We start from the raw sequence: 23,623 nt of genomic DNA, 5'->3' as shown, positions 1-23,623 counted from the left end.
GCCGCCCCTCACAAGGTGGTTGCGTTACGCCTAGTGAGCGATCGCCGCCGCCCGGAAGTCGTCCAAAATGCTGCCGTTCGCCAGCGTGGATGAGATGCCGGCCTTTCCGGCCTTACCGGCGAAGAGCTGCACGTCAGCTGCCCGCAGGGGAACAGCAGCCACAACGTCCGCGTTGCGATAGACCGTCACAATGCCATCCACGTAGCCGGCTGTCAGGACGTCTCCGGCCTCGAATGAAGCCTGGACGTCGCCATACGAGTACCAGGCGTTTTTGTCGACGCCCAGTGTGGAGACCCGCACGGTCTTCGTGGAGGCGTCGTAGACCGTTGATACTGCAGCCGAGTGGAACGGTTTTCCGGACTGCGCCTTCAGGAGTACTCCCTGGACGGATTTCGGCGCGATGGATTTCAGCGTCACCGAAGCCGTCTGGTCTGATCCGAACGTGCTGGAGTAGAGCAGCGAACCGCCCTGCAGCAGATTGAGGGCCTTGTCCTTGATGACGTAGGACTGGGGTCCGTCCTCGCCGCTCCACGAACTGCCCACCTTCCCGTTGGCGCGGTCAAAACTGTCCAAAACGGGTGCCATGACCCGGAATGAACGGACCGCGTCAGGTGCCGCCAAAAACCGTGCGTTACCTTCCTGCTTGGCCGTGATGGTGCATGTCCCGGCCCCGGTCAGGTGAACCGAGGTGTTGAGCAAAGTACATGCCCCAGCAGCAGTGAACGCTACGGGCAGGCCCGACGTTGCTGTGGCGCTGACGGTGAAGTCAGAGTCGCCCACCGTCTTGGGCGTGATATCGCCGAACGAGATCGACTGGCTGGCCGGTGCCGGCACATCCACCGTTCCCGTGGTGGCATTGCCTGCCTTGTCGATGGCCCGGAATTCCACCGTTGCCGCCGTGCGTCCCGCCGGAATGGACGCTGAGTACGGCGCCCACTCAGCCGTCCCGATGCGGTAGTCAAGGGAAGCAACACCGGAATACGGATCGGTCGCCGTGAGGGTGAGCGTCCGGTCTTCGTCGAGGGTGGCAGTTGTTTGGGGCACGGTCCGGTCGATCTTCAGGGCGATCGATGTTTCCTCGGACAAGTTCCCGGCCTCATCGCTTGCCCTCGCCTTGACGGTGTGGGCGCCGTCTGATGCCACGTCGAAGGAAGTGGAATACGGAACCCAGGCGCCGCCGTCGACCGCTACTTCCACGGTGGGAGCCGCTGTGAAGTTATCAGTGGCGGTAGCGCTCACCGTGACCGGGCCCAGGTACCAGCCTTCACCACCGTTAGGTGCTGAAGGCGCTGTGCCGAACGTTACGGTTGGGGCGGAATTATCCGCGAACTGTGGACCTACGCTTTCCAGTGTGGGGACTACCGGATTGATGGATCCATCCTCAGCGTAGGTGAGACGGTCGATGGTGGTCTCTCGATGCATCCCGTCTCCGCCCGGTATGGCAAAACGGTGGTAGACGATGTACCAGTCGTCTGTACCTGGCACCTGCAGGATGGAGTTGTGGCCGGTGCCAAGGATGCCCAGTTCGGGTTTCTTCTCAAGAATGACTCCCTTGTACGTCCACGGGCCGGCGATGCTGCTGGCCGTGGCGTAACCGACGCGGTAATTTTCGCTCCTGGTGTCGTCGATCGAGTAAGTCATGTAGTACGTGCCGTTGCGCTTGTGGACAAAGGCGCCTTCCCTGAACTGGTCAAGACCGCCAATGGTCTTCACGTTCGCAGCGTTGTAGGACACCATGTCCGCGTTGAGCGGCACATAGCGCGCCGTACCGTTGCCCCAGAACAGATAGGACACCCCGTCGTCATCAGTAAAGACGGCCGGATCGATTTGCTGGGCACCGCCGAAGGCAGCCTTGTTCACCAGTGGAGCGCCGGAGTCCACAAACGGCCCCATGGGAGAGTCAGCGACAGCGACACCGATGCTTTGACCCGCGCAGAAATACAGGTAGTACTTACCGTCCTTCGAAGCCGCAGTAGGCGCCCACGCATTGGAATGCGACCAGCTGACGTCCGCCAGGTCCAGCACGACACCTTCATCTTTCCAGTCCACTAGGTTCTTGGAGGAGAAGACGGAGAATTTCGTGCTGCCCCACGAGGCGATTCCATCGGTCGTGGGGTAGATGTAATACGTGTCTCCATACACGACAATGTTGGGGTCAGCAGTGTAGCCGGGCAGCACCGGGCTTCTCATTTCGAGCGCCGACAAGGTCCATACCGCGGTTGTACCATCCGGCGCGGTAACCGTGTAGGTGACCGGCTTGGTCAGATCCACGTTCGCTCCGGATGCGGGGCTCGAGACAGCACCGGGGACCAGGCTGAATGTTGGAGCGAGCTTACTCAAATCCGTTCCCGGTTTGACGGGAAAGGTGGCCTTCTTGCCTGCGTTGTCTACGATAGGTGCCACTTTCAGGACGTTGGCATCGGTAAGGGAAACATCCGCGATGCCGGTCTTGTCGCCCGAAATGTTCCGGACTTCGTCAGCGGATAAGGCCCGGTTGTAGATCGCGAATTCACGGATGGAGCCGTTCAGGGTTTTGTCCGGGCTGTAGACGGATTTGCCGAGGTAGTTTGCCGTGGTGCTGCCGGAGCCGATGTCCGCCGGGTCGAGCGTGGCGTTCAGGTTCTCTCCAACCTTGATGCCGTCGAGGTACACGGTGGCAACTGTTCCCTTCAACGTATAAACGAGGTGCTTCCAGGAATCACGGGGAAGGGCGGAAGTGCTGTTGGCAACTTGTTCTGTTGTCCAGTTGCCTGAGGCGATCCCGGTCTTGTAGGTGGAATTTCCCGTCGCGAACAGATAGCCGTTACCGACGCCGGCGGCGTCGGTATTGCCGAATCCGTAGATGAAGTAGGCCCCGCTCTGGGCAGCGCTGACATTCACGTCTGCCTCCACTGTCACGTCCTGGACACCGGACAGGATGTTGTCCGGGACGTCCACGTAACCGCCGGCTCCGTCGAGTTTGAGGGCGCCATCCGGCTGCCAGCTGGCGCCGCCGACGATCTTGCCGTTGAGGTGGTTGCCGGAGGAATCGGCGACGTCCGTTCCCGAGGTCTGATTGAAGGTGTAGCGGAGGATTTCACCGTTTTCGTTGGCCGGGACCGGTTTCGGCGTCTGGCGCAGTGCGTCCAATTCGGCCTGTGTTACGGGGAGAACAGTTCCGTGCCGTGGGCTGGCCGGTAGCTGGTAGTTGGTGGACAGCTTCCAGTTGGGAGTCTCCAGGCTGGTGCTTTCGAGCGGAATGTAGCCGCGTCCGCCGAACTCGTCCACGAACAGGTAGAACTTCTCCTCTGTGTTGGATTTGAACACGGTGGGGCCTTCGACGGCGGCAGTTCCCGCGTTCTTGCCGATGCACGAGCTCAGGAGGGACCAGTTCCGTGGGTTGGTGGTCGGAAGGTCAACGGCCTGGAGGTTCTTCGATTTTTCTTCCATGATGTCCACGCAGCCTGAAACGCCGGCCTCGTCCTTGGTGAAGCGGTAGTAGGTGTCCTTGTCCTTGATGACGGTCGAATCGATCACCGATGTGCCGGGGTCGTTCCAGACCTTGGCTTCAGTGAACGTCCGGAAGTCCCTGGTGGTCGAGTACATCATCTTGTTGGCAACTCCGGCGGTGTGGCCCGGGTCTGTCTCGGCGTAGATTTTCGATGCCCAGAAGACAACGTACGCGCCGATGCTTTGGTCGTAGTAGGCCTCCGGGGCCCAGGTGTTGCCGGCCGTGCTCGGCGAAACCTTCACGTGGCGCTGCTCTGACCAGTTCTTGAGGTCGGAGGATTCCCACACCTCGAGGTATTGGCTTCCCTGGCGCTGGGAGGAATCCCAGGAGGTTCCGCCGCCGATGGAAAGGTCGGTGGCGATCATGTAGAACTTGTCGCCTTCAGGGGAGCGGATGACAAACGGGTCCCGCAGGCCCTTGGTCCCCATGGACGATGTCAGGATCGGTTTGCCGCCGTTCGTCTCGTCCCAGTGGAGGGCATCGTTTCCGCGGCTGGCGGCCATGAAGATGTTTTCACCGGCAATGCTGTTGCCGGTGAAGTAGGAGAAGCCGTACCCGGCATAGGGAGCCATCGCCGGCTTTGCCTTCACGTGGGCGGTGAATTGTTTGGTTCCGCTGGCGGCCCCGACTTTCAGGGTGGCGGTCAGGACGACGTCGGTATCCGCCGCGGGGCGGTTGACGATGCCGGTAGCGTCGATGATGGGATTTGAGGACTGCCACGTGACTGTCGCCTGCCCGCTGGTGGGCGGAAGCGTGATGTTCCCGCGGACGTCGTCGACGGCGGGGAGCGTCAGGGCAGCGGTGGCGGCAGCGAGCTTCTCCTCATCGGATTCAGCCGGGAGAACAGTTGCGGTGAACGCCTTGGTCCCGGACGCTTCACCGCGAGTGACAGTTGCGGTCAGGGTGACGGTAGCCGGGCCCTGCGCTGCGGTTGGGCGGGTTACGACTCCTGCAGCGGAGATGACGGCCGGGTTGCCGGACGCCCAGGTCAGTGTGGAGCCATTGACGCCGGTTGCCGGCAAGTTCAGGTTGGCTGTGACTGCCGAGAGGTCACCGAGGGTGAGGGCGGCGATGTCCCGGTCCTTCCGAAGCTGGTCGCTGGGCGCGATGGATGCCGCGACCTCGCTGGGTGTCAGTGCCGCGTTGTAGATCCGGAAATCGCGCACGGAACCGGACAGGTACTTGTCGGCGGTGTAGACGGAGCGGCCGAGGTAGTTCGCGGTGGTCAGTCCGTTGCCGATGCTCCCCGGCGTAATGGTGACGCCCGTTTTCTGCCCCACCTGTACGCCGTCGAGGTACAGGGTGGCTGTGCCGTTGGAGAGTGTGTAGGTGATGGTCTTCCAGACGCCGCGGGCCAGCGGCTGGTTTTGGGAAAGCGTTTGTTCCGTAGACCAGTTGCCTGAGGCAATGGAAGTGCGGTAACTGTCCCCGGTGGTGAACAGGTACCCGTTACCTGCATTAGAGGTCGTGTTGCCGAGTCCGTAGATGAAGTACGGCGTCGCTTGGGTAGGGGACATGAGCACGTCGGTGCTGATCGTGATCGCAGCCAGCCCCTGCATGATGTTGTCCGGAAGGCGGACGTAGTCATTGACGCCGTCCAGCTTCAAACCTTCAGTTCCTGCCCAGGTTCCGCCATTGACGACTGTGCCGTTGCGTCCTTTTCCGGAAGAGTCGACGGCGACGGTGCCGCTGGTCTGGTCAAGGGCGTACTGCAGGACAAGCCTGGGGTCGGGGGCGGTCTCAGCCTGCGCCGGGACCACGGAGGTAAGGGCAAGCGCAGAGGCAACCGCCCCGGCGGCTGCCGCCCTGGTTAGTAGACGTAAGGGTCGCATCGTTGCGCCTTCTTTCTGTCCCCTGGATGATCAGGGCACTCCTTTGAGCGGCAGCCATGACGTTGCCGACTCTTGGTTGGGGATTGCTGCAGCGTGATTGATCCCTGCGGTGGCAGCTGGTGCGCTGCCACCGCATGGACGGTCAGGTGAGCGTTGGCTCAGTACTGACGGGTAGGCAGGGCCTTGGTGGCCTGTTCCTGGGTGAAGGTTGTTTCTTCGGTGACGACGCGTTCGGGTACTGTTTCGCCGGCGAGGACCTTCTTGGCCAGGTCCATGAGCTGGGTGCCCAGGAGGGGGCTGCACTCGACGATGTAGTTGATCTTGCCTGCGCTCAGGGCGGTCATGCCGTCCTTGACGGCGTCGATGGTGATGATCTTGATGTCCTTGCCCGGGACCTTGCCGGCGGCTTCGATGGCCTCGATGGCGCCGAGGCCTTCGTCGTCGTTGTGGGCGAAGACGACGTCGATCTTCGGGTTGTTCTTCAGGAAGGCTTCCATGACCTGCTTGCCGCCGCTGCGGGTGAAGTCACCGCTCTGGGAGGCGATGATCTTCAGCTTCGGGTCGGCCTTGATGGCCTCTTCGAAGCCCTGTTTGCGGTCGTTGGCCGGTGCGGAGCCGGTGGTGCCCTGGATTTCGACGATGTTCACGGTGCCGCTGGCGGACTTGGAGTCCCCGACCAGCCATTCGCCTGCCTTTTTGCCTTCGAGGACGAAGTCGGAGCCGAGGAAGGTCTTGTAGAGGGACTTGTCGGCCGAGTCAACGGCGCGGTCGGTGAGGATCACGGGGATCTTCGCGTCCTTGGCTTCCTTCAGCACGGTGTCCCAGCCGGATTCGACCACGGGGGAGAAGGCGATGACGTCGACCTTCTGCTGGATGTAGGACCGGATCGCCTTGATCTGGTTTTCCTGCTTCTGCTGGGCGTCGGAGAACTTCAGGTCCACCCCGGCCGTCTTGGCCGATTCCTGGACGGACTTGGTGTTCGCGGTGCGCCAGCCGCTTTCGGCGCCTACCTGGGCGAAGCCCATCACGATCTTCTTGTCTGCGCCGCCGCCGCTGGCGGCCTGGGTGCCGCCGCCGCACGCGGTCAGGGCCAGGGCTGATGCGGCCATGACCGCGATTAGAGTTTTCTTGAACACAATGGTCCTCCCGGATGCGTTGTTGCATGCATGCGGAGCCCCCACACCGCCGTTGCTGCAAGTGAGCAGATTCGCTCTGCGCATAAGTGTGAACGCTAACAATGCTTTGGGTCAAGCAACTTAGGTCACGTTTGAGTGACAGCTCGGAGGACACCGCCCGCAGACCACGCAGACTGCCGGTCCTGCCGTGTCGCCGCCGTTGCCTAGCTCCCGGATGCTGGGTCAGTGACCAGGACGTCCGCTGACTCCACGAGTTCCAGGAGGGAGAGACGGCCGGCTACCCGTGCCAGGCCCGCCGACAATCCGCTCCCAACCAGGAAAAGCGTGTCGTCGTGCGCGTAAAGAACGTCCACCAATGTGCTGAACCGGTGCCAAGCGGATGACTGATGTGGTGGCTGGTCCACCTCCGGGGTCGTCACGTCGTCGACCACCCAGGTTTTGTGCCGCCTTGCCAGGACTTCGTACTCTGCCGCTGACACCCTGCTGTCGCAGATTTCGGCGAAGCTGATCCACAGCAGTTCGGGTTCCGCGTTTTTGGCGGTGAGCAGCAGTGTGGTGGGTCGCAGCGTGCGCCGCTGCCCGGGCGACGGCGGGAACAGCCCGAACGTGCCCAGTTGGTGTTCAGTACCGGGCGTGATGATGCGACCCCGGACGAAGTTAGGCTTCGCCGCGCCGTCATTCCCGCCGTCCACGTCCTAGAGCCAGCCCTTCCTTTTGAAGATGCCGTACATCAGGGCTGCGGTGCCGGCCATCAGGGCGATGGCCATGGGGTAGCCAAGGGTCCAGTGGAGTTCGGGCATGTGGTCAAAGTTCATCCCGTAGACGCCCGCCACAAACGACGGCGCGAAGAAAATCGCTGCCCAGGAGGAGATCTTCTTGACCTGCTCGTTCTGCACGGCACTGGCTTCATTCTGCCGGTTGGCAGTCAGGGTACCGTCAAGGGTCAGGGCGTTCTGCAGCAGGTCCCGGAAAGAGTCCGCCCGGGAAATCACCCGTTCCACATGGTCCTCAACGTCCCGCAGGCTGTGCCGCAGTTCGGTTTCCACCCCGTACTTCTCGAATCCCCTCTTGAGCTGGTGCATCATCCCCGGCAGCGGGTGGATGGCGCGCTGGAATTGGATGACTTCGCGGGCGAGTTCGTAGATTCGCCGCGAGACTGTATTGTCCCCCGCGAACAGCTGGTCCTCAATCTCGTCGATATCGTTTTCAAGCCCGGCCACTACCGGCGCGTAATCGTCCACCACGCGGTCCAGGAGGGCGTAGAGGACGGCTTCAGGACCGTGCCGCAGGAGGTCGGGGCGGGACTCGAGCCGGTGGCGCACGCTGGCAACTCCCGCCATCTCGGCGTGGCGGACAGTAACAACAAAGTTCTTGCCCGTGAACACGTGGAGTTCTCCGAACTCCACGGTTTCGGTGTCATCCAGGTACCGGGCCGGCCGGAGGACCGTGAAGAGGTTGTCGTCGTAGCGCTCCAGCTTGGGCCGCTGGTGCGCGGAAATCGCATCCTCAACCGCCAGCGCGTGGAGCCCGAATTCGCTGGCGACGGCCGCCATCTCTGCTTTGGTGGGCCGGTACAGTCCGATCCAGGCCATGCCTCCGTGTTGGGCAAGCGTCTCGAATGTCTGCTCAAGGCTTTCAGGTTCAGCGCTGCGGACGCCGTCAACGTAGACGGCATTATCGATGATGGTCACAGGCGGGCATTCTCCATCCGGGCGGTGGCCAGGTCCAGACTCCTCAGGACATCGCTCCGATGATTGCGCCGGCCGCCGTCATGGCAACCAGATCGTGGCCCGAGTCGATGAGCGTGACGGCCGCTGGGCGTCCCGCGAAGCCATTGTGGATCACGTGGCCCCCGGCACGGAAGACCAGTCCCAGGACCAGGGCGAACCAGCCGCCGGCCAAGGCGTTGTCCAGGCCAAGCTTGCTGATGAGTACAGCCAGCAGGACCGCGGTGAGTGCGGCAGTCGCCATCATGGGAAGCCAGATCCCTGCTCCGCCGCCGATGTTCTTGAGGTCTTCCTCCGTCTTGCCGATGGCTGCCATCCAGCGCCCGCCGAGCACGGCCGGCATGTACCAGACAAAACCGATGGCCATGTTGGCGATGAACGCCAGCAGCACGGCAAGCCAGTTGATCTGCGAAATATATGAGAGCCAGTCCATGCTCGAATCCTAGCCGCTTTGCCGGGGGCTCTGGGGCCCTTCGTGCCGTGCACGTGGCCGTATTGGCGGATGGCCCCCGACGTCGGCGAGCCTGCTGATCAGGGGTTCTGCCCGGTATGGAATGTGGGTGTGAAGGGCCAGGACAGTTTCTGTCCTGATAACGCCTTTGATCCGGAGGATCTGCCGCAGCGCAGCCTGCAGATTGTGGGTATCGGTGGCCACCACCCGACACCACACATCTCCCCGGCCGGAGATCTCGTGCACCTCCAGGACCTGGGGGAGGAGCCGCAGCGCGCCCACCACCCCGTCCAGTTCACGGTGTGTTACCTCGATCGTCACAAAGGCCACGACGTCGTACCCCACCGCCTCAAGGTCGATCTCCCTGCCGCCGTCGTGCAGTACGCCGGCACGGATCATGCGCCGCACCCGCGTTTGCGCTGTGTTCCGGGCGATCCCCAGCGACTCGCTGAGCTCACCGATCTGGACCCGGGGATCGCGGATAAGCTCCAGCAGGATCTTCAAGTCGGTTGGGTCGAGGTTATTCAAACTGTCACTTTCGGTTGCCAGGAAGATGCAGGATTGACAATATTGCTCAATTCTTCCACGAAAAACCACTCGATCAAGCAGAAGTGGCCCATTCTGGAGGCAGACGTTTCCACCCCGGCGCGGCGTCCCACTGGGACCCCTGCCGTAAAGGCAAAGGCACCGCGAATGACAGTCTTCAGCGAGCTCCGCATGCACCCGGCTGCAACAGCATCAAGCGGTTGGGATGCATCGAATACCGCACGTCTGGTCATGGCGGGCTCTGTCATCTTCACGTTGCTGGTGGGTGCAAACCTGGCAACGCCCTTGTATCCGCTGCTGCAGGCAAACCTCGGACTCTCGCCCTTCGGAGTCACGGCCGCTTTCGCCAGTTACGTCCTGGCGCTGGTCCTGACACTGATGCTGGCCGGTCACTGGTCTGACCACATCGGCCGGAGGGCGGCCCTCATCCTCGCCGTCGTAGCGGGGCTGGCGGGAGGCGCGATCTTCGCGCATGCGGGGAACCTGGCTGCCCTGTCCGCCGGCCGCGCCCTGCAGGGCGCGGCGGTGGCGCTGGCCACTGGTGCAAGCGCGGCCGCACTCCGCGAACTGCTGCCCGCACGCCCGGAGTGGGCGTCCCGGTTTACGTTGCTGGCCTCCGCCGGCGGTGTGGCCGCCGGTCCCGTCATTGGCGGAGTGCTGTCGCTGCTTCCGGGCCCCACCACCGCGCCCTACTATGTGCATTCAGCGGTTCTCGCCGTGCTGCTGGTGCCGTTATACCTGCTCAAGGCCCGCCCCGCGATCCAGCTTCCGGCTGGAACCCGCCCGCTGAAAGCGTTGGCGCCGCGCCGTCCGTCCGTGTCCACTGAGGCGAGGGGTGCGTTCTGGCTGGCGTCCGCCGTCGGCTTCCTCAGTTTTTCCGTTTTTGGGTTCTGCCTGTCCTTGGCTCCCGCCTACTTTGCCGGGATCGTGGGTGCTGATTCGCGTCCCCTGACCGGCGCGCTGGCCGGGCTGACGCTGGGTGCCTCGGCCGCAAGCCAACTGCTGACCGTGCAGGGCCGCTTTGTGGTACCGGCGGGACTGTCCGTCCTGGGGGTATCCGTGCTGCTCCTGGCAGCAGCCGCCTCCTGGGGAAGCCCGCTGTTGCTGGTCATCGCCAGCATTTCTGGCGGCCTGGGGCAGGGGATCGCCTTCCGCACGGTCTTCAATGACGTAGCCGGCAAGGTGGCGCCGTCCGGCCACGCCCAGGTCATCAGCACCCTGTATGTCATCACCTACCTCGGCAGTGCCGCCCCGGTGATCGGGCTCGGCTGGGCGGCGGCGGCCTTCGGGCTGGAAGCATCGGTGGCTGTTTTTGCCGTAGTGTGCGGCGCCGCAGCCCTGGTCCTTGCCGCGGTGACGCTGCGAGCCGCTGTGCTGCCAGGTCCCCACGCAGCCTAGGCAGGACCTAGTCGGGCAGGGGCCCGTGGTTTCCCTGGATGTGGTCGAAGACGAGTGTTGTCTCCGTGTGCCCCACCACCGGGTCTGTGGCGAGGTTGTCCAGCACCCAGTCCCGCAGGTCCTCCGTGCTGGCCACTGCGATGTGCAGGAGGTAATCGACCGAGCCAGAGGTATGGAACGTGGACAGCACGGCCGGCAGGTGCGGAACACGCGCTGTGAAGCGGTCAATCTGGTCCCTGTCGTGAGCCCTGAGCCGGACGGCGACCAGCGCCTGGACCGACCTTCCGATCGCCGAGAGGCTGAGCTTGGCCTCGAAGCCCTGGACAATTCCGCGTTCGGACAGGGCGCGGGTCCGCATCAGGGCCGTTGAGGGGGCGATGCCGACGAGTTCCGCCAGTTGCTTGTTCGAGATCCGGGCGTCGTCCACGAGTGCTGCAAGCAACCGCTCATCGATGGCGTCCAGCGGTTCGAGGTGTATCCCGGGCCGGATATTCTTTGCGTTGCTGCTCATGGAATCTCCTCAAAGTGTTCTGAGTTCATCCTAGACGTGCGGTTCCGGCGCATCACCCCGAATAGTCGGGCCTTGCCCGAACAATCACCGCACGTTACAGGGCTATAGCGACGGATAGTTCAGGCCGCTGCCTGCTGCCCCCTTTGGACGGAGTCTGACGGAGCACGCCCCTCCACCCGGGGATGGACGACAGCGATGGTCACCGCCGTAAGGCAGGCCAACACGGTCACGGTGAGGGCCAGCGCCGTCCAGCCCAGGGACTGGAACACCAGGCCGCCGGCCCAGCCAATAACGCTTGACCCCAAGTAGTACGCCAGGTTGTACAGCGACGCTGCCTGGGCACGGCTGGTGGTGGCAATGCTCCCCGTCCAGCCGGCACCGACGCTGTGGGCGGCGAAGAAGCCTCCCGTGAATACCAGAAGCCCTGCCAGGATGAGGGCGAGCAGCGGGGTCAGGGTCAATGCCAGGCCCGCGGCCATGAGGAGGACTGAGGCGAGCAGGACATTCCTTCGGCCGTAGCGCAGCGTGAGTCCAGCGGCCCAGCGGGAGGAGACGGTGCCGGAGAGGTAGGCCAGGAAGATCAGGCTAATCACCGTGGCGGGCAGGCTGAAAGGTTCACCGGAGAGCCGGAAGCCAAGGTAGTTGTAGACAGCCACAAATCCACCCATCATCAGGAAAGCCTGGACATAGAGCGCCAGCAGCCTGGGATTCCGCACATGGCCTGCGAGGGTCCGGATGGCGCCTCGAAACCCTACCGCCCTTGCCGGGGTAAATCCCCTTGCCTTGGGCACCAGCATCAGGAAAATGACCGCGGCGATGGTTGCCAGAACGGAGACAGTTAGTGTGGCGGCCCGCCAGCCCCACAGCTCGCCCGCCGGACCAGCTACCAGTCGTCCTGCCAGGCCGCCCAGCGTGGTGCCGGCAACGTAGCTACCTGCTGCCAAAGCCGTATGCGCCTTGTTCACTTCCTCACTAAGGTAGGCGATGGCCACTGCGGGGATTCCGCCCAATGCCATTCCTTCCAGCAGCCGCAGGGACAGGAGCATGCCGAAGCTCGTCGCCAGGGGCACCAGGAGGCCCAGGATGGTGGCTGCTGAAATTCCGAGGGCCATGGCCTTGATCCGGCCGATCCGGTCAGCCAGGAAGGACCAGGGGATGACCGTGATGGCCAGGCCCACGGTGGCCAGCGAAATGGTCAGTGCCGCTTCGGCCGCAGTGATCTGCAGGTCGGCCGCCATGATCGGCAGCACCGCCTGTGTGGAGTACAGCTGGGCAAAAGTAGCCACTCCTGCGAATCCCAGACCGGCCAGGATCCTGCCGTAGGCCGTGGAGTCCTTCGAGTGCCCGTTCCAGGCGTGCGGCATGGCGTCCTGAGTGCCGGGCTGGGGCGGATTGGTACGCATGGACCCAGCGTAGGCTTCTTGAATGTATGCTTCCAATGCATGTTTCGTCCGATATTGATGGCGAATATGGAACGAAACGACTGTAGAACGAACGCTACAGGCAGAGAAGGAAGTTTCAGAACGGGAGTCGACATGGATGCCGATTACAAGCAACTGGTCCAGCTGCTGCCGTTGCTCCCTGTGCTGGCCGAACTCGGCCGCACCCAGCACGTCACCGAAACCGCGGAGCTGCTGGGAGTACCTCAGTCAACCGTCAGCAGGGCACTTGCCCGGGCCAGCGCCGTCGTCGGAACCGAACTCCTGGTCCGGGACGGAAGGGGCGTCCGCCTCACCACCGCGGCGAAGACGCTGCTGCCGTACATTGAGTCGGCCCTGACCGAATTCCAGGCCGGTCTGGACGTGGTCCGGCACGAGTCGGACGTGGTGCGCGGGAAGATCTCCGTGTCCTTCCAGCACACGTTCGGAGAGGCGACGCTGCCCCTGCTCATCAGTGCTTTCCGGAGCCGCCACCCGGAGGCCGGCTTCATTCTCAGCCAGGGCGCACGGGACGGCTGCCTCGCTGAACTTGCCTCGGGGCAGGCGGACCTGGCTCTCACGGCCCCGGTTTCAGCGAAAAGCAGCACGATCTTGTCGGCGTCCCTCTACCGCGAACCCCTCCGGCTGGTGGTGCACCACGGGCACGCGCTGGCGCGGCGGAGCAGTGCCCGGCTTCAGGACATCCGCGTGGACCCTTTTGTGGCGATGGGGCCCGGATACGGGCTGCGGTCGCTGACCGATGCGCTGTTCCGCGAAGCCGGATTCCGGCCCCGGATCGCCTTTGAGAGTCAGGACTCGCACACTGTCCGGGGCCTGGTCTCCGCGGGACTGGGCGTCAGTATCCTGCCGCCCGGCGGCAACGGACCGGGACGGAACGTCAGCGCAGAGACAGGCAACCTGGGATGGGTTGAACTGCCGCTCGAATCCGACCTTGCCTACCGGGAGATCGGCCTGGCCTGGCGCCGGCGCAAACCCGGCCGGGATGCCGAACCCGATCCTGTCCGGCTGTTTCGGGATATGGTCCTGCTCCAAGGTCCTGACCTGCTGGCCGGGCTGGTCAGGGCGCGTTCCCGAACCCACTGAAATCCGGGGCCACTGAAGTCCCGGCTACTGAAAGCCGGAAGCACTGAGACCGGGAAGTGCTGAAACATGGCGACGGCGGTGCGGCCTTCCTGCCGCGCTTCAGTAGGCTTGTGACGTGACCAACACCGAGCACCCCCCAGCCGCCTCATCCGTAAACTTTCATGGCGCCAACGCGCAGTCCACGGGCGGGGCGGGCCCGCTGGCCGGCGCCATCATCGGACTGGATATCGGCGGCACCAAGACTCACGGCGTTCGTTTTGAGGATGGCATCGCCGTGGCCGACGACTCGGCCGGGAGCTCAAACGTCCAGAACGTGAGCCGGGAGGAGGCGGCCGCCCATCTCGCTGGATTATTTGCGCGGATTGCGCCGATCGGTGGCGGCAGCGTGGCCCAGGTGTATGCCGGTTCCGGCGGAATAGACACCGAGGATGACGCTGCCGCCCTGGCTGCCCTGATCGAACCGCATGTGCCCGGGGCAAGGATCACGGTGGTCCATGACTCCCGTCTTCTGCTCGCAGCAGGACGGGCAAGTACCGGCGTGGCAGTGATAGCTGGTACCGGTTCTGCTGCCTGGGGCAGGAACGCGGCAGGGGAAGAAGCGCGCGCCGGCGGCTGGGGCTATTTGCTGGGCGACGAGGGCAGTGGCTACTGGCTGGGGCGCGAAGCTGTCCGTTACAGCCTGCGGCGGATGAACCAGGGCCTCCCGGTCGATCAGCTCACCGCCGCGCTGCTGGAATCCTGTGGCGTGAATGACCCCAACCGGCTGATTGCACTGTTCCATTCCGCTGGCACCGGCCGCCGCTTCTGGGCCCAGCAGGCCCGCCATGTGGTTGAGGCCGCTGCGGCCGGCCACGCGGCGAGCCAGGAGCTGCTCGACCGGGCGGGCAGTGACCTTGCGGGCCTGGCGGCGCAGGCACTGCGGAAGCTCGGAACGGACGGCCCTGTCATCCTGGGCGGGGGCCTGGGCATGAACGTGCCGGCGCTCCAGGACGCGTTCCGCAACCATCTTGCAGCCTCGGGGATCACCGACGTCCGGGTCCTGGACCAGGAACCGGTATTCGGCGTCCTGCAACTCGTGGCGGAGCAGGACCCGGCTCGGGGCTGACAGTTCTCAGGACCCGCCCGGAAACCCTCTCTCAGATCCTGCCGCTTTAACCCGAACCCTCTCTCAGATCGTGCGGCTTTAACGCAAACCCTCTCTCAGACCATGGCTCAGGGCCGTCCAAGCCCGGCGCGGGATGAGGCTCAGCCTCGGGGTCTTAGGCGCGCTTCCGCGGGGTCAGCCTGACTGCCGGCAGCGGGGGAGCGGGAATGCGGCCCGACTCGGCACCAGCCTCCGGGCCGTGGCCTTGAACGAGACCATAGCGGGAACCGCGCGCCCCGGACTCGGTCAGGCTGCCCTGGGCTTCCCAGTCTTCGCGGGCCTGCTCTACCTCGTCGTGGGTGCGGCCCACGAAGTTCCACCACATCAGCAGTTCCTCCTGGAATGGTTCCCCGCCGATGAGGAGGAAACGCGTGCCGGGCAGTGCCCGCACCACAAGCGATGTGCGGCCAACGCCCAGGTAGCCCAGCGGTCCGGGCGGAACATCCTGCCCGTCCAGCATCAGCCCGCCGTCGAGCACCAGGACGGCATGTTCGAAGTCCTCCTTCAGCGGCAATACGGCTCGCCCCGAGCAGGAGACCTCAGCCCCGACGATGGGCGAGTACATGGTGGCAGGGGACACCGCGCCGCTGAATTCACCCACCATCACCGTTGCCTTGAATCCTTCGCCCGTCACGGAGGGCAGTTCCCGGTGCTGTTCGAAGGCCGGCTCCCGGTGCCGTTCCCCGTCCGGAAGCGCCACCCAGAGTTGAAGCCCGCGCTGCAGCGGAAGCGGGCCCCCGCCGTCGGGATTTGGCAGCACAGCGAACTCCGAGTGGGAGACTCCGTACCCGGCCGTCATGATGTTCAGCTCACCTGGGCGGACCACCACGTCACTGCCCACACTGTCCCGGTGGCGGACGTGGCCAGCCAGAGGCCAGGTGACCGTCTGGAGCCCGATGTGGGGGTGGGGAAGGACAGACATGGCGGTCCGGTCCGGGCCGAAGCTGTCCAGGAAACACCAGGCGCCGATGGTGGGCAGTCCGCGTTGGGGGAGGGTGCGCTGGACGTTCATCGCCCGGACGCCGCCCAGCGGGACCTCCCGTTCAGGCCAGAGCTGAAGGCAGGGACCGGAGGTTCCGTCCGGGCCGGCGGGCGGGCAGAGTTCCTGCTGGGGGGACACTTCCAAGTTGGTCACAGTCCAACTCTAAGCCGCTCTGTTCCCCCGAGTCAGCGCACTGAAGACTGAGGGATGGTGGACCCATCCGCGCAGGGCAGGTTTCCGAATCATTACAGTAGGGACTCCTTAGCCCGGTTTGTCCGCGGTACTGGTTAGGCTGAGGTTGGATTGGGGTTACGGTCATTGCCAGTGTGCTGATGATCGGGTCGCTCCACCGTCCGATGCCGTCACTGTCCGATCCCGTCCGAGAGAACAGGTAAGTCCGGAAAAGGACCAAGCCATGATTGAGTTCAAGAGCGTCACCAAGCAGTATCCGGGCGGGCATCCGGCCGTGGACCAGCTGACCATGTCCATTGACAAGGGGGCGATCACGGTCTTCGTAGGACCGTCCGGTTGCGGCAAAACCACGTCGTTGCGGATGATCAACCGTATGGTGGAGCCCACCTCAGGACTCATCACGGTAGCCGGCAAAGACGTCACCTCGGTCCCGGCTGCGGAGCTGCGCCGGTCCATGGGATATGTGATGCAGTCCTCCGGGCTGATGCCGCACCGCTCCGTGCTGGACAACATCGCTACGGTGCCACGGCTGAACGGAATGCCGAAGGCCCAGGCCCGCAAGCGTGCAGAGGAACTTCTCGACGTCGTCGGCCTGGCTTCCGCCCTGGGGAAGCGTTACCCGTCACAACTTTCGGGAGGACAGCAGCAGCGCGTGGGGGTCGCGCGCGCGCTCGCCGCCGATCCTCCGGTGCTCCTGATGGATGAACCGTTCAGCGCCGTGGATCCAGTGGTCCGCGATGAACTCCAGCAGGAGCTGCTGAGGCTGCAGAAGCACCTCGCCAAGACCATTGTCTTTGTAACCCACGACATCGATGAAGCCACGGTCCTGGGCGACAAGGTGGCGGTCTTTGGCTTGGGCGGCAGGCTGGCGCAGTACGCCACCCCCGAGGAGATCCTGCGTGCCCCCGCCAATGATTTCGTCGCGGCGTTTGTGGGCCGCGACCGCGGGTTCCGGCACCTGGGCTTTACGGCGTCCGACGGCGTGGCGATCCACCCGGTGCCCACGCTCACTCTCGACGGCTCAGGCTTTTCCGGGGACGCCGCGGCGGCGGAGTGGCAGCTCGTGGTTGATGCGGAGATGCGCCCTCTCGGCTGGACAAGCCCGGCGACGGGCACCGAACTCATTCCCGGCGGATCCCTTTTCCGCGTCGGGGAAACCCTGCGGCGCGCCCTGGACGCGGCCTTGTCCTCGCCGTCCGGCCTGGGTGTGGCAGTAGATTCCGACGGCAGGGTCCTGGGTGCCATCCGGGCACAAGAGGTCGTGGGTGTCATCGAGGACGCCCGCCGCGTACGGCAGGCCGCGCTCTGATGGAGTGGCTTCTGTCAAACAGCGCGATGGTCCTGGAACGGGCGGGCCAGCACCTGGTTCTTGCCCTCGTGCCCATGGTCCTGGGCCTGGTGCTCTCGATACCGCTGGCGCAGCTTGCCCGGACAAATCCGGCGCTCCGGACACTTGTGCTCACGGCCAGTTCGCTGCTGTACACCATCCCGTCACTGGCCCTTTTCATCATCCTTCCTCCGCTGCTGGGAACCAGGATCCTTGACCCGCTCAATGTGATCGTCGCCCTGACCATCTATGCAGTGGCACTGTTGGTCCGCGCCGCCCTGGACGCCTTCGATTCCGTGGACGAGGACCTGCGCCAGGCCGCGGTGGCCATGGGCTACAAGCCATTGGCGCGGTTCCTCCAGATCGATGTGCCACTCTCCCTCCCGGTGCTGTTTGCGGGCCTGCGGGTGGTTTCCGTCAGCAACATCTCGCTGGTGAGCGTGGCTGCGCTCCTGGGCGTAGGTAATCTGGGTATTTTGTTCACCGACGGGCTGCAGCGCACCTTCGTGACCGAGGTGGTGGTTGGCATCGGGGCCATCCTGGTTCTGGCCCTGGCCATGGACGGGGTTTTGGTCCTCCTGGAGCGGCTGCTGACGCCCTGGACCCGGGCTGCGAATGCCGCCGGTCCTTCACCGGCAGTCAGCGCAGGAATCGTTGCTGATGCCCGGATTCACGCGGGGGCCGGATCATGAGCAATGTTTTCACGGACACCCTTGACTGGATTGCGGCGCCTGCCCACTGGACCGGAAGTTCGGGTATTCCCGTCCGCCTGCTCGAACACCTGCAGTACAGCGGAATCGTGCTCCTTATATCCGCCGCGATCGCGATACCGGTGGGACTCTACATCGGACACACCGGCCGTGGCCGTGTGGTTGCCGTTGCCGTGGCGGGCGCGCTGCGGGCGCTGCCAACCTTGGGCCTGCTGGTTCTCTTCGCACTTATCGCGGGAAGTGGCCTCATGCCGCCGGTCTGGGCCCTGGTTGTCCTTACCGTGCCGCCGCTGCTGGCGGGCACGTACGCCGGCATTTCCAGCGTGGACCGTAACGTCGTGGACGCGGCCCGGGCGATGGGCATGACCGAACTGCAGATCCTTTTCGGGGTGGAACTGCCCAACGGATTCCAGGTCATGTTCGGGGGCATCCGCACGGCCGTCCTTCAAGTCATCGCCACCGTGTCAGTGGTGGCCTACCTGCCGCTGGGTGGCCTGGGCCGCTATCTTTTTGACGGTCTGGTCCTGCAGGATTTCCCGCGGATGCTCGCCGGTTCGCTGCTGATTGCCGGGCTGGCCATCGGTGTGGACCTTATCCTGGCCGCAGTGCAGAAATTACTTCTCTCGCCCGGCCTTTCACCTGAAACCCCCGGTGGCCAGAAGGCCACCGCCGATCTCACAGCTGCCGCACCGGCGCCAGCTGCTGTCCAAGGAGGCAACCCATGAAGAACCATGTCCGGACGACCCTGACCAGGCGGGGCCTGGCAGGCCTGGCCGCCGGCGTCGGCATCGCAGTCGCACTCTCGGCATGCGGCGGCAGCAACCCGCTATCCAGCCCTAGTACCAGTACCGGAAACGGCAGCACCGAGGGCAAGCCACTGACTGTCGGCTCCGCCGACTTCCCGGAAAGTCAGGTGATCGCCGAGATCTACGCCGGAGCACTGAACGCGGCCGGCATCACGGCAACCACGAAGCCCAATATCGGATCCCGGGAAATCTACTTCAAAGCCGTGCAGGACGGTTCCGTTGACTTGGTGCCGGAGTACTCCGGCAACCTGCTCTCATACGTAAATCCCGATGCACCGGAGGTGTCAGCTGACGACGTCTACAAAGCCCTTCCGGGCAAGCTGCCCCAGGGACTCGCCGTCCTGGAAGCCTCCAAAGCCGAGGACAAGGATGCCATGGTGGTCACCAAGGCGACGGCCGAAAAGTACCAGCTGAAGTCCATCCAGGATCTGGCCAAGGTATGCAAGGACCTGACCATGGCGGCCCCGGCCACGTTTGAAACGCGCGCCTACGGCTTCCCCGGCCTCAAAGACAAGTACGGCTGCGAACTCAAGGCCCTCAAGCCGTTCAGCGACGGCGGCGGCAACCTGACGCTGCAGGCACTGCTCACCGATGACGTCCAGGTGGCCGACATCTACACGACCACTCCCTCCATCGCGGACAACGATCTGGTGGTGCTGGAGGATCCCAAGAACAACTTCAAGGCTCAGCAGGTCCTGCCGCTGTACAACAAGGCGAACATGACAGACAAGGCCAAGGACGCGCTCAACGCGGTTTCACGCATGCTGACCACGGACGACCTGATTAACCTCAACCGGGCAGTCAGCGGGGACCAGAAGCAGAACGCCAAGGACGCGGCAGCGGGCTGGCTCAAGGACAAGGGAATCGTCAAGTAGGAACAGGCGCCCCTCTGACTGATTCACGACGGCGGGGGCCGGAATTTCAACGTCCGGCCCCCGGCGTCATGCCCGGGTTATCCTGTGCGTCGCAAGGCCCGTGGCGCGGCCTGGGCCTGTGTCCGAGGTCTCAACGGAAGTACATCCTTCCTGTGGCATATTTGATGGATGGCAGAATTCAAGCAGTCCACCAAGCTTCATAACGTCCTTTACGACATCCGTGGACCGATTCTTCAGGCCGCCCAGCAGATGGAGGCGGAGGGTCACCGGATCCTTAAACTGAACATCGGCAACCCGGCGCCGTTTGGATTCGAAGCGCCGGACGCGATTCTGGTGGACATGATCCGCCACCTGCCGCATGCCCAGGGGTACAGCGACTCCCGCGGCATCTTCTCAGCCCGGACGGCTGTCTCGCAGTATTACCAAACCCGGGGAATCCAGAACATCCATGTGGACGACGTCTACCTGGGCAACGGCGTCAGCGAACTCATCACCATGTCCCTCATGGCGTTGCTGGACGACGGCGACGAAGTCCTGATTCCGACGCCAGATTACCCGCTGTGGACCGCGTCCGTTGCCCTCGCCAGCGGGAAGCCAGTGCACTACCTCTGTGACGAGGAGTCCGGCTGGCAGCCGGACCTTGAGGACATGGAGGCCAAGATCACGCCCCGCACCAAGGGAATCGTGGTGATCAACCCGAACAACCCCACCGGCGCTGTCTATCCCGAGGGGACGCTGAAGAAGATTGTGGCGCTCGCGGAGAAGCACGGGCTGGTGCTTTTTGCCGACGAAATTTACGAGAAGATCCTGTACGAAGACGCCGTGCACGTCAACCTGGCCGCGCTGACCGGCGACGACGTGCTCTGCCTCACTTTTAGTGGCCTGTCCAAGGCCTACCGGGTCTGCGGCTATCGCGCCGGCTGGATGGCAATCGCAGGCCCCAAGAAGGACGCCTCGGATTATCTCGAGGGCATCAGCCTGCTCGCCAACATGCGGCTCTGCGCTAACGTGCCTGCCCAGCACGCTATCCAGACGGCTCTGGGCGGGTATCAGAGCATCAACGACCTCATCCTGCCCGGCGGGCGGCTGCTGGAACAGCGCAACAAGGCGTATGACATGCTCAACGCCATACCGGGTGTTAGTACCCAGCAGGCCCGCGGCGCCCTCTATTTGTTCCCGCGCCTGGACCCTGAGGTCTACCACATCCGCGATGACGAAAAGTTTGTCCTGGACCTGCTCAGGGAGCAGAAGATCCTGGTATCCCACGGCCGTGCCTTCAATTGGATACGCCCGGACCATTTCCGGATGGTCACACTGCCCAACGTGAAGGACATTGAAGAGGCGGTTGGGCGCATGGGGGACTTCCTTAGCCGGTATCAGGGGAACTAGCCTGTGGTCACGGGCTTAGGGCCCGTGACACTTCGGGAAGAGGATCCTCATGGCCGGCATCATTCAGTTCAAGCAGCACCCTTCCGAGACGCTGAGGATCGCACCCGGCTTTGCCTTGGCGGACGTCGATCCTGACTCCACGCCCGGATACATCGGGACCAAAGCCGACGGGCGGGCCCTGCTGGCGGACCTGGACGGCAAACTGAGTGAATTGCAGGAAAAGCTCTTTGCCGAGTCCCGCTTCGGGGGGACCAAACGGATCCTGCTGGTCCTTCAGGCGATGGATACCGCAGGGAAGGGCGGCATCGTCAGCCATGTCATGGCCGCAACGGATCCGCAGGGCGTCCAGTTCAAGGCCTTCAAGGCTCCCACGGAAGAGGAAAAGTCCTATGACTTCCTCTGGCGCATCGAAAAGGAGGTCCCTGCCGCAGGCATGGTGGGCGTTTTTGACCGCTCCCACTATGAGGACGTCCTGATCCACCGGGTCCATAGTTGGGCGACTCCCGAGGAACTGAAGCGCCGGTATGTTGCCATCAACGAATTCGAATCACGGCTGACGGAATCCGGAACGAAGATCATCAAGGTCATGCTCTACATCAGCAAGGACGAACAAAAGTCGCGGCTCCTGGCACGGCTGGACAACCCGGCAAAACACTGGAAGTACAGCCACGGTGATTTGGATGAGCGCGCCTTCTGGGACGACTACATGGCGGCCTTCCAGGCGGCCTTCGACGAGACCAATGGCGAGGCGGCGCCCTGGCATGTGGTCCCAGCCAACAAGAAGTGGTATGCGCGGATCGCCGTGCAGCAGCTGGTGCTTGGCGCCTTGTCCGACCTGAAGCTGGAGTGGCCCAAGGCTGAGTTCGACGTTGACGCAGAACGCGAGCTGGTGGCAAGATCCTGAACGCTGCCTGAGGCTAGACGGCTTGCACAGAGCCGCTGCACAGAGCGGCTGGTCAGAGCGGCTGGTCGCGGGCCGCGGCGAGCCGCTTCCGGGCTCCCTCCAGCCACTCTTCACAGCGCTTGGCCAGGGCTTCGCCGCGTTCCCACAGCGCCAGTGATTCCTCCAGGCTGGCTCCTCCGGCCTCGAGCCTGCCGACCACGGCAACGAGCTGCTCGCGGGCTTCCTCGTAACTCAGGGCGTCAATATCCGAACCAGGCTTTGTTTCAGCCATGTGCTTCTCCTTGTTGAATTCTTCCGGTGGATGTGGCACCAAAACGGCCTTCGGCAACACGGACCGTCAAAGGCGTGCCGGAGGGTGCCTCTGCAGGGTCCCGGACCACGGCGTGGCCTGCCGAATCTTCACTGCTGGCGGTCCGCCCGCGGGCCAGCTCGACGACTGCGTAGCCGCGGTCAAGGGTTTTTTGCGGTGAGAGAGCCCGCACCTGCGCCTGGAGGTGGCCCAGCTGGTCCGCTGCCCGCACCACGATGGAGCTGACGGCGGCGGATGACCTTCGCAGGAGGCGTTCAATCTCGTCGGACCGGACCGTGACCATACCCTCCGGGGCGGCAAGGACTGGCCGGGAGTGAAGGGACAGCAGGCGGTCGGCCTCCCTGTCCACCAGCCGGCCGATGCAGCGGCGCAACTGCTCCCTGGCCAGGCGCACGTTGGCCAGCTCCTCGGCAACATCCGGAACAATCCGCTTGCCTGCGTCCGTGGGAGTGGATGCCCGGAGATCCGCGACGTCGTCGAGCAGCGGCCGGTCTGCCTCATGCCCGATGGCGCTGACAACGGGAGTTTCGGCGGCGGCGACGGCGCGGATCAGTTCTTCGCTGTTGAACGGGAGAAGGTCTTCAAGCGCGCCGCCGCCACGGGCGATGACGATGACATCCACATCCGGACGTCCGTCGAGTTCCCGGAGAGCCCGAATGATCTGTGACACGGCCGTATTGCCTTGGACCGCCACTTCGCGGATCTCGAATTCGACGGCGGGCCAGCGGAGCGCGGCGTTCTGGAGGACGTCTTTTTTGGCGTCCGAGTCGCGGCCGGTGATGAGGCCGATGCGGTGCGGGAGCAGCGGCAACGGCTTTTTCCGGGAATCGGCAAAGAGTCCCTCAACGGACAAGGCCTGGCGCAGCCGTTCGATACGCGCCAGGAGGTCGCCCAGGCCCACCGGCCGGATGTCCCTGACCAGCATGTTCAGGCGGCCGGTCTTCAGCCAGAACTCCGGTTTGAGCAAGGCAACAACCCGGGATCCGCGCTCCAGGGGCATGTTCTGCCGCTCAAGGATTTTGGTCCAGACCGAAGCCGGCAGGGAAACCTCAGCGTCCACGTCGCGCAGCGTCAGGTAGGCGTTGGTGCCGCGCCTGTTGAGCTCAATGACCTGGCCCTCGACCCACGCCGACGGGGTCCGGTCGATGTGGGCTTTTAGTTTTTGGGACAGCAGCTGTAGGGGCCACGGGTTGTCCGGCGTGGTTTCTGCTGCCGTGGCAGGCAGGGTGGAGCCGGCCGGGCCGGGAAGGGCCGCGGGTTCAGACATGCGCACGCCCCCGGGAAGCTGTGGCTAGTGGCATGGCGTTCCTTTTCTGGTGTTTGCTGTTGGCGATTTTGTAGCAGGCTTCATCCCACCTTATCCATAAGCGG

General features: G+C 64.0%; 20 protein-coding genes. 9 read left to right on the top strand and 11 right to left on the bottom strand.

Annotated features, from left to right (window positions below; all coding sequences use genetic code 11):
- Positions 1-30: 30 nt before the first annotated feature.
- The 6 genes from J7E83_RS07675 to J7E83_RS07650 all read right to left on the bottom strand — a co-directional run bounded on the left by J7E83_RS07675 (position 31) and on the right by J7E83_RS07650 (position 9,164).
- Positions 31-5,322: a family 43 glycosylhydrolase gene (locus J7E83_RS07675; protein ID WP_214960524.1), complete on the bottom strand. Its 5,292-nt coding sequence runs from the start codon at positions 5,320-5,322 to the stop codon at positions 31-33.
- A gap of 158 nt (positions 5,323-5,480) precedes the next feature.
- Entirely contained in the window at positions 5,481-6,431 is a 951-nt protein-coding gene (locus tag J7E83_RS07670; protein WP_214960522.1) for an ABC transporter substrate-binding protein, read from the bottom strand.
- A 230-nt stretch (positions 6,432-6,661) separates the two neighbouring features.
- A complete protein-coding gene (gene zapE, locus J7E83_RS07665; protein WP_214960519.1) occupies positions 6,662-7,150 on the bottom strand; it encodes an AFG1/ZapE family ATPase in 489 nt (162 codons plus the stop codon).
- Between the two features lie 3 nt (positions 7,151-7,153).
- Positions 7,154-8,149, bottom strand: coding sequence for a magnesium/cobalt transporter CorA (gene corA / locus J7E83_RS07660; RefSeq protein ID WP_214960517.1), 996 nt, complete (start codon positions 8,147-8,149; stop codon positions 7,154-7,156).
- A 43-nt stretch (positions 8,150-8,192) separates the two neighbouring features.
- Positions 8,193-8,618, bottom strand: coding sequence for a DUF1761 domain-containing protein (locus tag J7E83_RS07655; RefSeq protein WP_214960515.1), 426 nt, complete (start codon positions 8,616-8,618; stop codon positions 8,193-8,195).
- Positions 8,619-8,627: 9 nt separating this feature from the next.
- A complete protein-coding gene (locus J7E83_RS07650; protein ID WP_251043484.1) occupies positions 8,628-9,164 on the bottom strand; it encodes an Lrp/AsnC family transcriptional regulator in 537 nt (178 codons plus the stop codon).
- 165 nt (positions 9,165-9,329) lie between these two features.
- On the opposite strand from J7E83_RS07650, the gene J7E83_RS07645 reads away from it, so the two are divergent.
- Positions 9,330-10,580 (top strand): MFS transporter, encoded by a 1,251-nt coding sequence (locus J7E83_RS07645; protein WP_214960513.1) that lies wholly within the window; start codon positions 9,330-9,332, stop codon positions 10,578-10,580.
- A 7-nt stretch (positions 10,581-10,587) separates the two neighbouring features.
- On the opposite strand, the gene J7E83_RS07640 is transcribed toward J7E83_RS07645, so the two are convergent.
- Both J7E83_RS07640 and J7E83_RS07635 read right to left on the bottom strand, forming a co-directional pair.
- Positions 10,588-11,091, bottom strand: coding sequence for an Lrp/AsnC family transcriptional regulator (locus J7E83_RS07640; RefSeq protein ID WP_214960511.1), 504 nt, complete (start codon positions 11,089-11,091; stop codon positions 10,588-10,590).
- A 119-nt stretch (positions 11,092-11,210) separates the two neighbouring features.
- Positions 11,211-12,494, bottom strand: a complete 1,284-nt coding sequence (locus J7E83_RS07635; RefSeq protein WP_251043483.1) for an MFS transporter — start codon at positions 12,492-12,494, stop codon at positions 11,211-11,213.
- Between the two features lie 132 nt (positions 12,495-12,626).
- Here J7E83_RS07635 and J7E83_RS07630 point away from each other — a divergent pair, with 132 nt between their 5' ends.
- Both J7E83_RS07630 and J7E83_RS07625 read left to right on the top strand, forming a co-directional pair.
- Positions 12,627-13,613, top strand: a complete 987-nt coding sequence (locus J7E83_RS07630) for a LysR family transcriptional regulator (RefSeq protein ID WP_214960509.1) — start codon at positions 12,627-12,629, stop codon at positions 13,611-13,613.
- Positions 13,614-13,728: 115 nt separating this feature from the next.
- Positions 13,729-14,718 carry a BadF/BadG/BcrA/BcrD ATPase family protein gene (locus tag J7E83_RS07625; RefSeq protein WP_214960507.1) on the top strand — a complete coding sequence of 330 codons (990 nt, stop codon included), beginning with the start codon at positions 13,729-13,731 and terminating at the stop codon, positions 14,716-14,718.
- A gap of 154 nt (positions 14,719-14,872) precedes the next feature.
- Here J7E83_RS07625 and J7E83_RS07620 read toward each other — a convergent pair whose 3' ends face one another.
- Entirely contained in the window at positions 14,873-15,892 is a 1,020-nt protein-coding gene (locus J7E83_RS07620) for a pirin family protein (RefSeq protein ID WP_214960505.1), read from the bottom strand.
- 262 nt (positions 15,893-16,154) lie between these two features.
- Between J7E83_RS07620 and J7E83_RS07615 the strand changes: the two genes are divergently transcribed.
- The 6 genes from J7E83_RS07615 to J7E83_RS07590 all read left to right on the top strand — a co-directional run bounded on the left by J7E83_RS07615 (position 16,155) and on the right by J7E83_RS07590 (position 21,942).
- A complete protein-coding gene (locus J7E83_RS07615) occupies positions 16,155-17,240 on the top strand; it encodes an ABC transporter ATP-binding protein (RefSeq protein WP_214960503.1) in 1,086 nt (361 codons plus the stop codon).
- Positions 17,240-17,950, top strand: coding sequence for an ABC transporter permease (locus J7E83_RS07610; RefSeq protein WP_214960501.1), 711 nt, complete (start codon positions 17,240-17,242; stop codon positions 17,948-17,950). The genes J7E83_RS07615 and J7E83_RS07610 overlap by 1 nt, the downstream gene beginning before the upstream one ends.
- On the top strand, positions 17,947-18,693 hold the full coding sequence (locus tag J7E83_RS07605) for an ABC transporter permease (protein WP_214960499.1): 747 nt from the start codon (positions 17,947-17,949) through the stop codon (positions 18,691-18,693). The genes J7E83_RS07610 and J7E83_RS07605 overlap by 4 nt, the downstream gene beginning before the upstream one ends.
- Positions 18,690-19,649, top strand: a complete 960-nt coding sequence (locus J7E83_RS07600) for an ABC transporter substrate-binding protein (protein ID WP_214960497.1) — start codon at positions 18,690-18,692, stop codon at positions 19,647-19,649. Before J7E83_RS07605 ends, J7E83_RS07600 begins: the two co-directional genes overlap by 4 nt.
- Positions 19,650-19,817: 168 nt before the next feature.
- Positions 19,818-21,038 (top strand): pyridoxal phosphate-dependent aminotransferase, encoded by a 1,221-nt coding sequence (locus tag J7E83_RS07595; RefSeq protein WP_214960495.1) that lies wholly within the window; start codon positions 19,818-19,820, stop codon positions 21,036-21,038.
- Between the two features lie 49 nt (positions 21,039-21,087).
- Complete coding sequence (locus tag J7E83_RS07590) at positions 21,088-21,942, top strand: polyphosphate kinase 2 family protein (RefSeq protein WP_214960493.1); 855 nt, start codon at positions 21,088-21,090, stop codon at positions 21,940-21,942.
- A 52-nt stretch (positions 21,943-21,994) separates the two neighbouring features.
- Here the strand turns inward: J7E83_RS07590 and J7E83_RS07585 are convergent, their stop codons facing one another.
- Both J7E83_RS07585 and xseA read right to left on the bottom strand, forming a co-directional pair.
- Positions 21,995-22,213, bottom strand: coding sequence for an exodeoxyribonuclease VII small subunit (locus J7E83_RS07585; RefSeq protein ID WP_214960491.1), 219 nt, complete (start codon positions 22,211-22,213; stop codon positions 21,995-21,997).
- Complete coding sequence (gene xseA / locus J7E83_RS07580; protein WP_214960489.1) at positions 22,206-23,519, bottom strand: exodeoxyribonuclease VII large subunit; 1,314 nt, start codon at positions 23,517-23,519, stop codon at positions 22,206-22,208. The genes J7E83_RS07585 and xseA overlap by 8 nt, the downstream gene beginning before the upstream one ends.
- Between the last annotated feature and the right edge of the window lie 104 nt (positions 23,520-23,623).

The organism is Arthrobacter sp. ISL-48 (assembly GCF_018613805.1).
Classification (GTDB): Bacteria; Actinomycetota; Actinomycetes; order Actinomycetales; family Micrococcaceae; genus Arthrobacter.
Note: the sequence above shows the minus strand (reverse complement) of the source record. Positions and strands in the feature narration are given on the sequence as shown.

Coding starts and splice junctions, on each gene's coding strand:
- J7E83_RS07675 (WP_214960524.1), bottom strand. CDS start 5,322: ATGCGACCCTTACGTCTACTAACCAGGGCGGCAGCCGCCGGGGCGGTT.
- J7E83_RS07670 (WP_214960522.1), bottom strand. CDS start 6,431: ATGGCCGCATCAGCCCTGGCCCTGACCGCGTGCGGCGGCGGCACCCAG.
- J7E83_RS07655 (WP_214960515.1), bottom strand. CDS start 8,618: ATGGACTGGCTCTCATATATTTCGCAGATCAACTGGCTTGCCGTGCTG.
- J7E83_RS07645 (WP_214960513.1), top strand. CDS start 9,330: ATGACAGTCTTCAGCGAGCTCCGCATGCACCCGGCTGCAACAGCATCA.
- J7E83_RS07640 (WP_214960511.1), bottom strand. CDS start 11,091: ATGAGCAGCAACGCAAAGAATATCCGGCCCGGGATACACCTCGAACCG.
- J7E83_RS07635 (WP_251043483.1), bottom strand. CDS start 12,494: ATGCGTACCAATCCGCCCCAGCCCGGCACTCAGGACGCCATGCCGCAC.
- J7E83_RS07630 (WP_214960509.1), top strand. CDS start 12,627: ATGGATGCCGATTACAAGCAACTGGTCCAGCTGCTGCCGTTGCTCCCT.
- J7E83_RS07615 (WP_214960503.1), top strand. CDS start 16,155: ATGATTGAGTTCAAGAGCGTCACCAAGCAGTATCCGGGCGGGCATCCG.
- J7E83_RS07610 (WP_214960501.1), top strand. CDS start 17,240: ATGGAGTGGCTTCTGTCAAACAGCGCGATGGTCCTGGAACGGGCGGGC.
- J7E83_RS07605 (WP_214960499.1), top strand. CDS start 17,947: ATGAGCAATGTTTTCACGGACACCCTTGACTGGATTGCGGCGCCTGCC.
- J7E83_RS07600 (WP_214960497.1), top strand. CDS start 18,690: ATGAAGAACCATGTCCGGACGACCCTGACCAGGCGGGGCCTGGCAGGC.
- J7E83_RS07595 (WP_214960495.1), top strand. CDS start 19,818: ATGGCAGAATTCAAGCAGTCCACCAAGCTTCATAACGTCCTTTACGAC.
- J7E83_RS07590 (WP_214960493.1), top strand. CDS start 21,088: ATGGCCGGCATCATTCAGTTCAAGCAGCACCCTTCCGAGACGCTGAGG.
- J7E83_RS07585 (WP_214960491.1), bottom strand. CDS start 22,213: ATGGCTGAAACAAAGCCTGGTTCGGATATTGACGCCCTGAGTTACGAG.
- xseA (WP_214960489.1), bottom strand. CDS start 23,519: ATGTCTGAACCCGCGGCCCTTCCCGGCCCGGCCGGCTCCACCCTGCCT.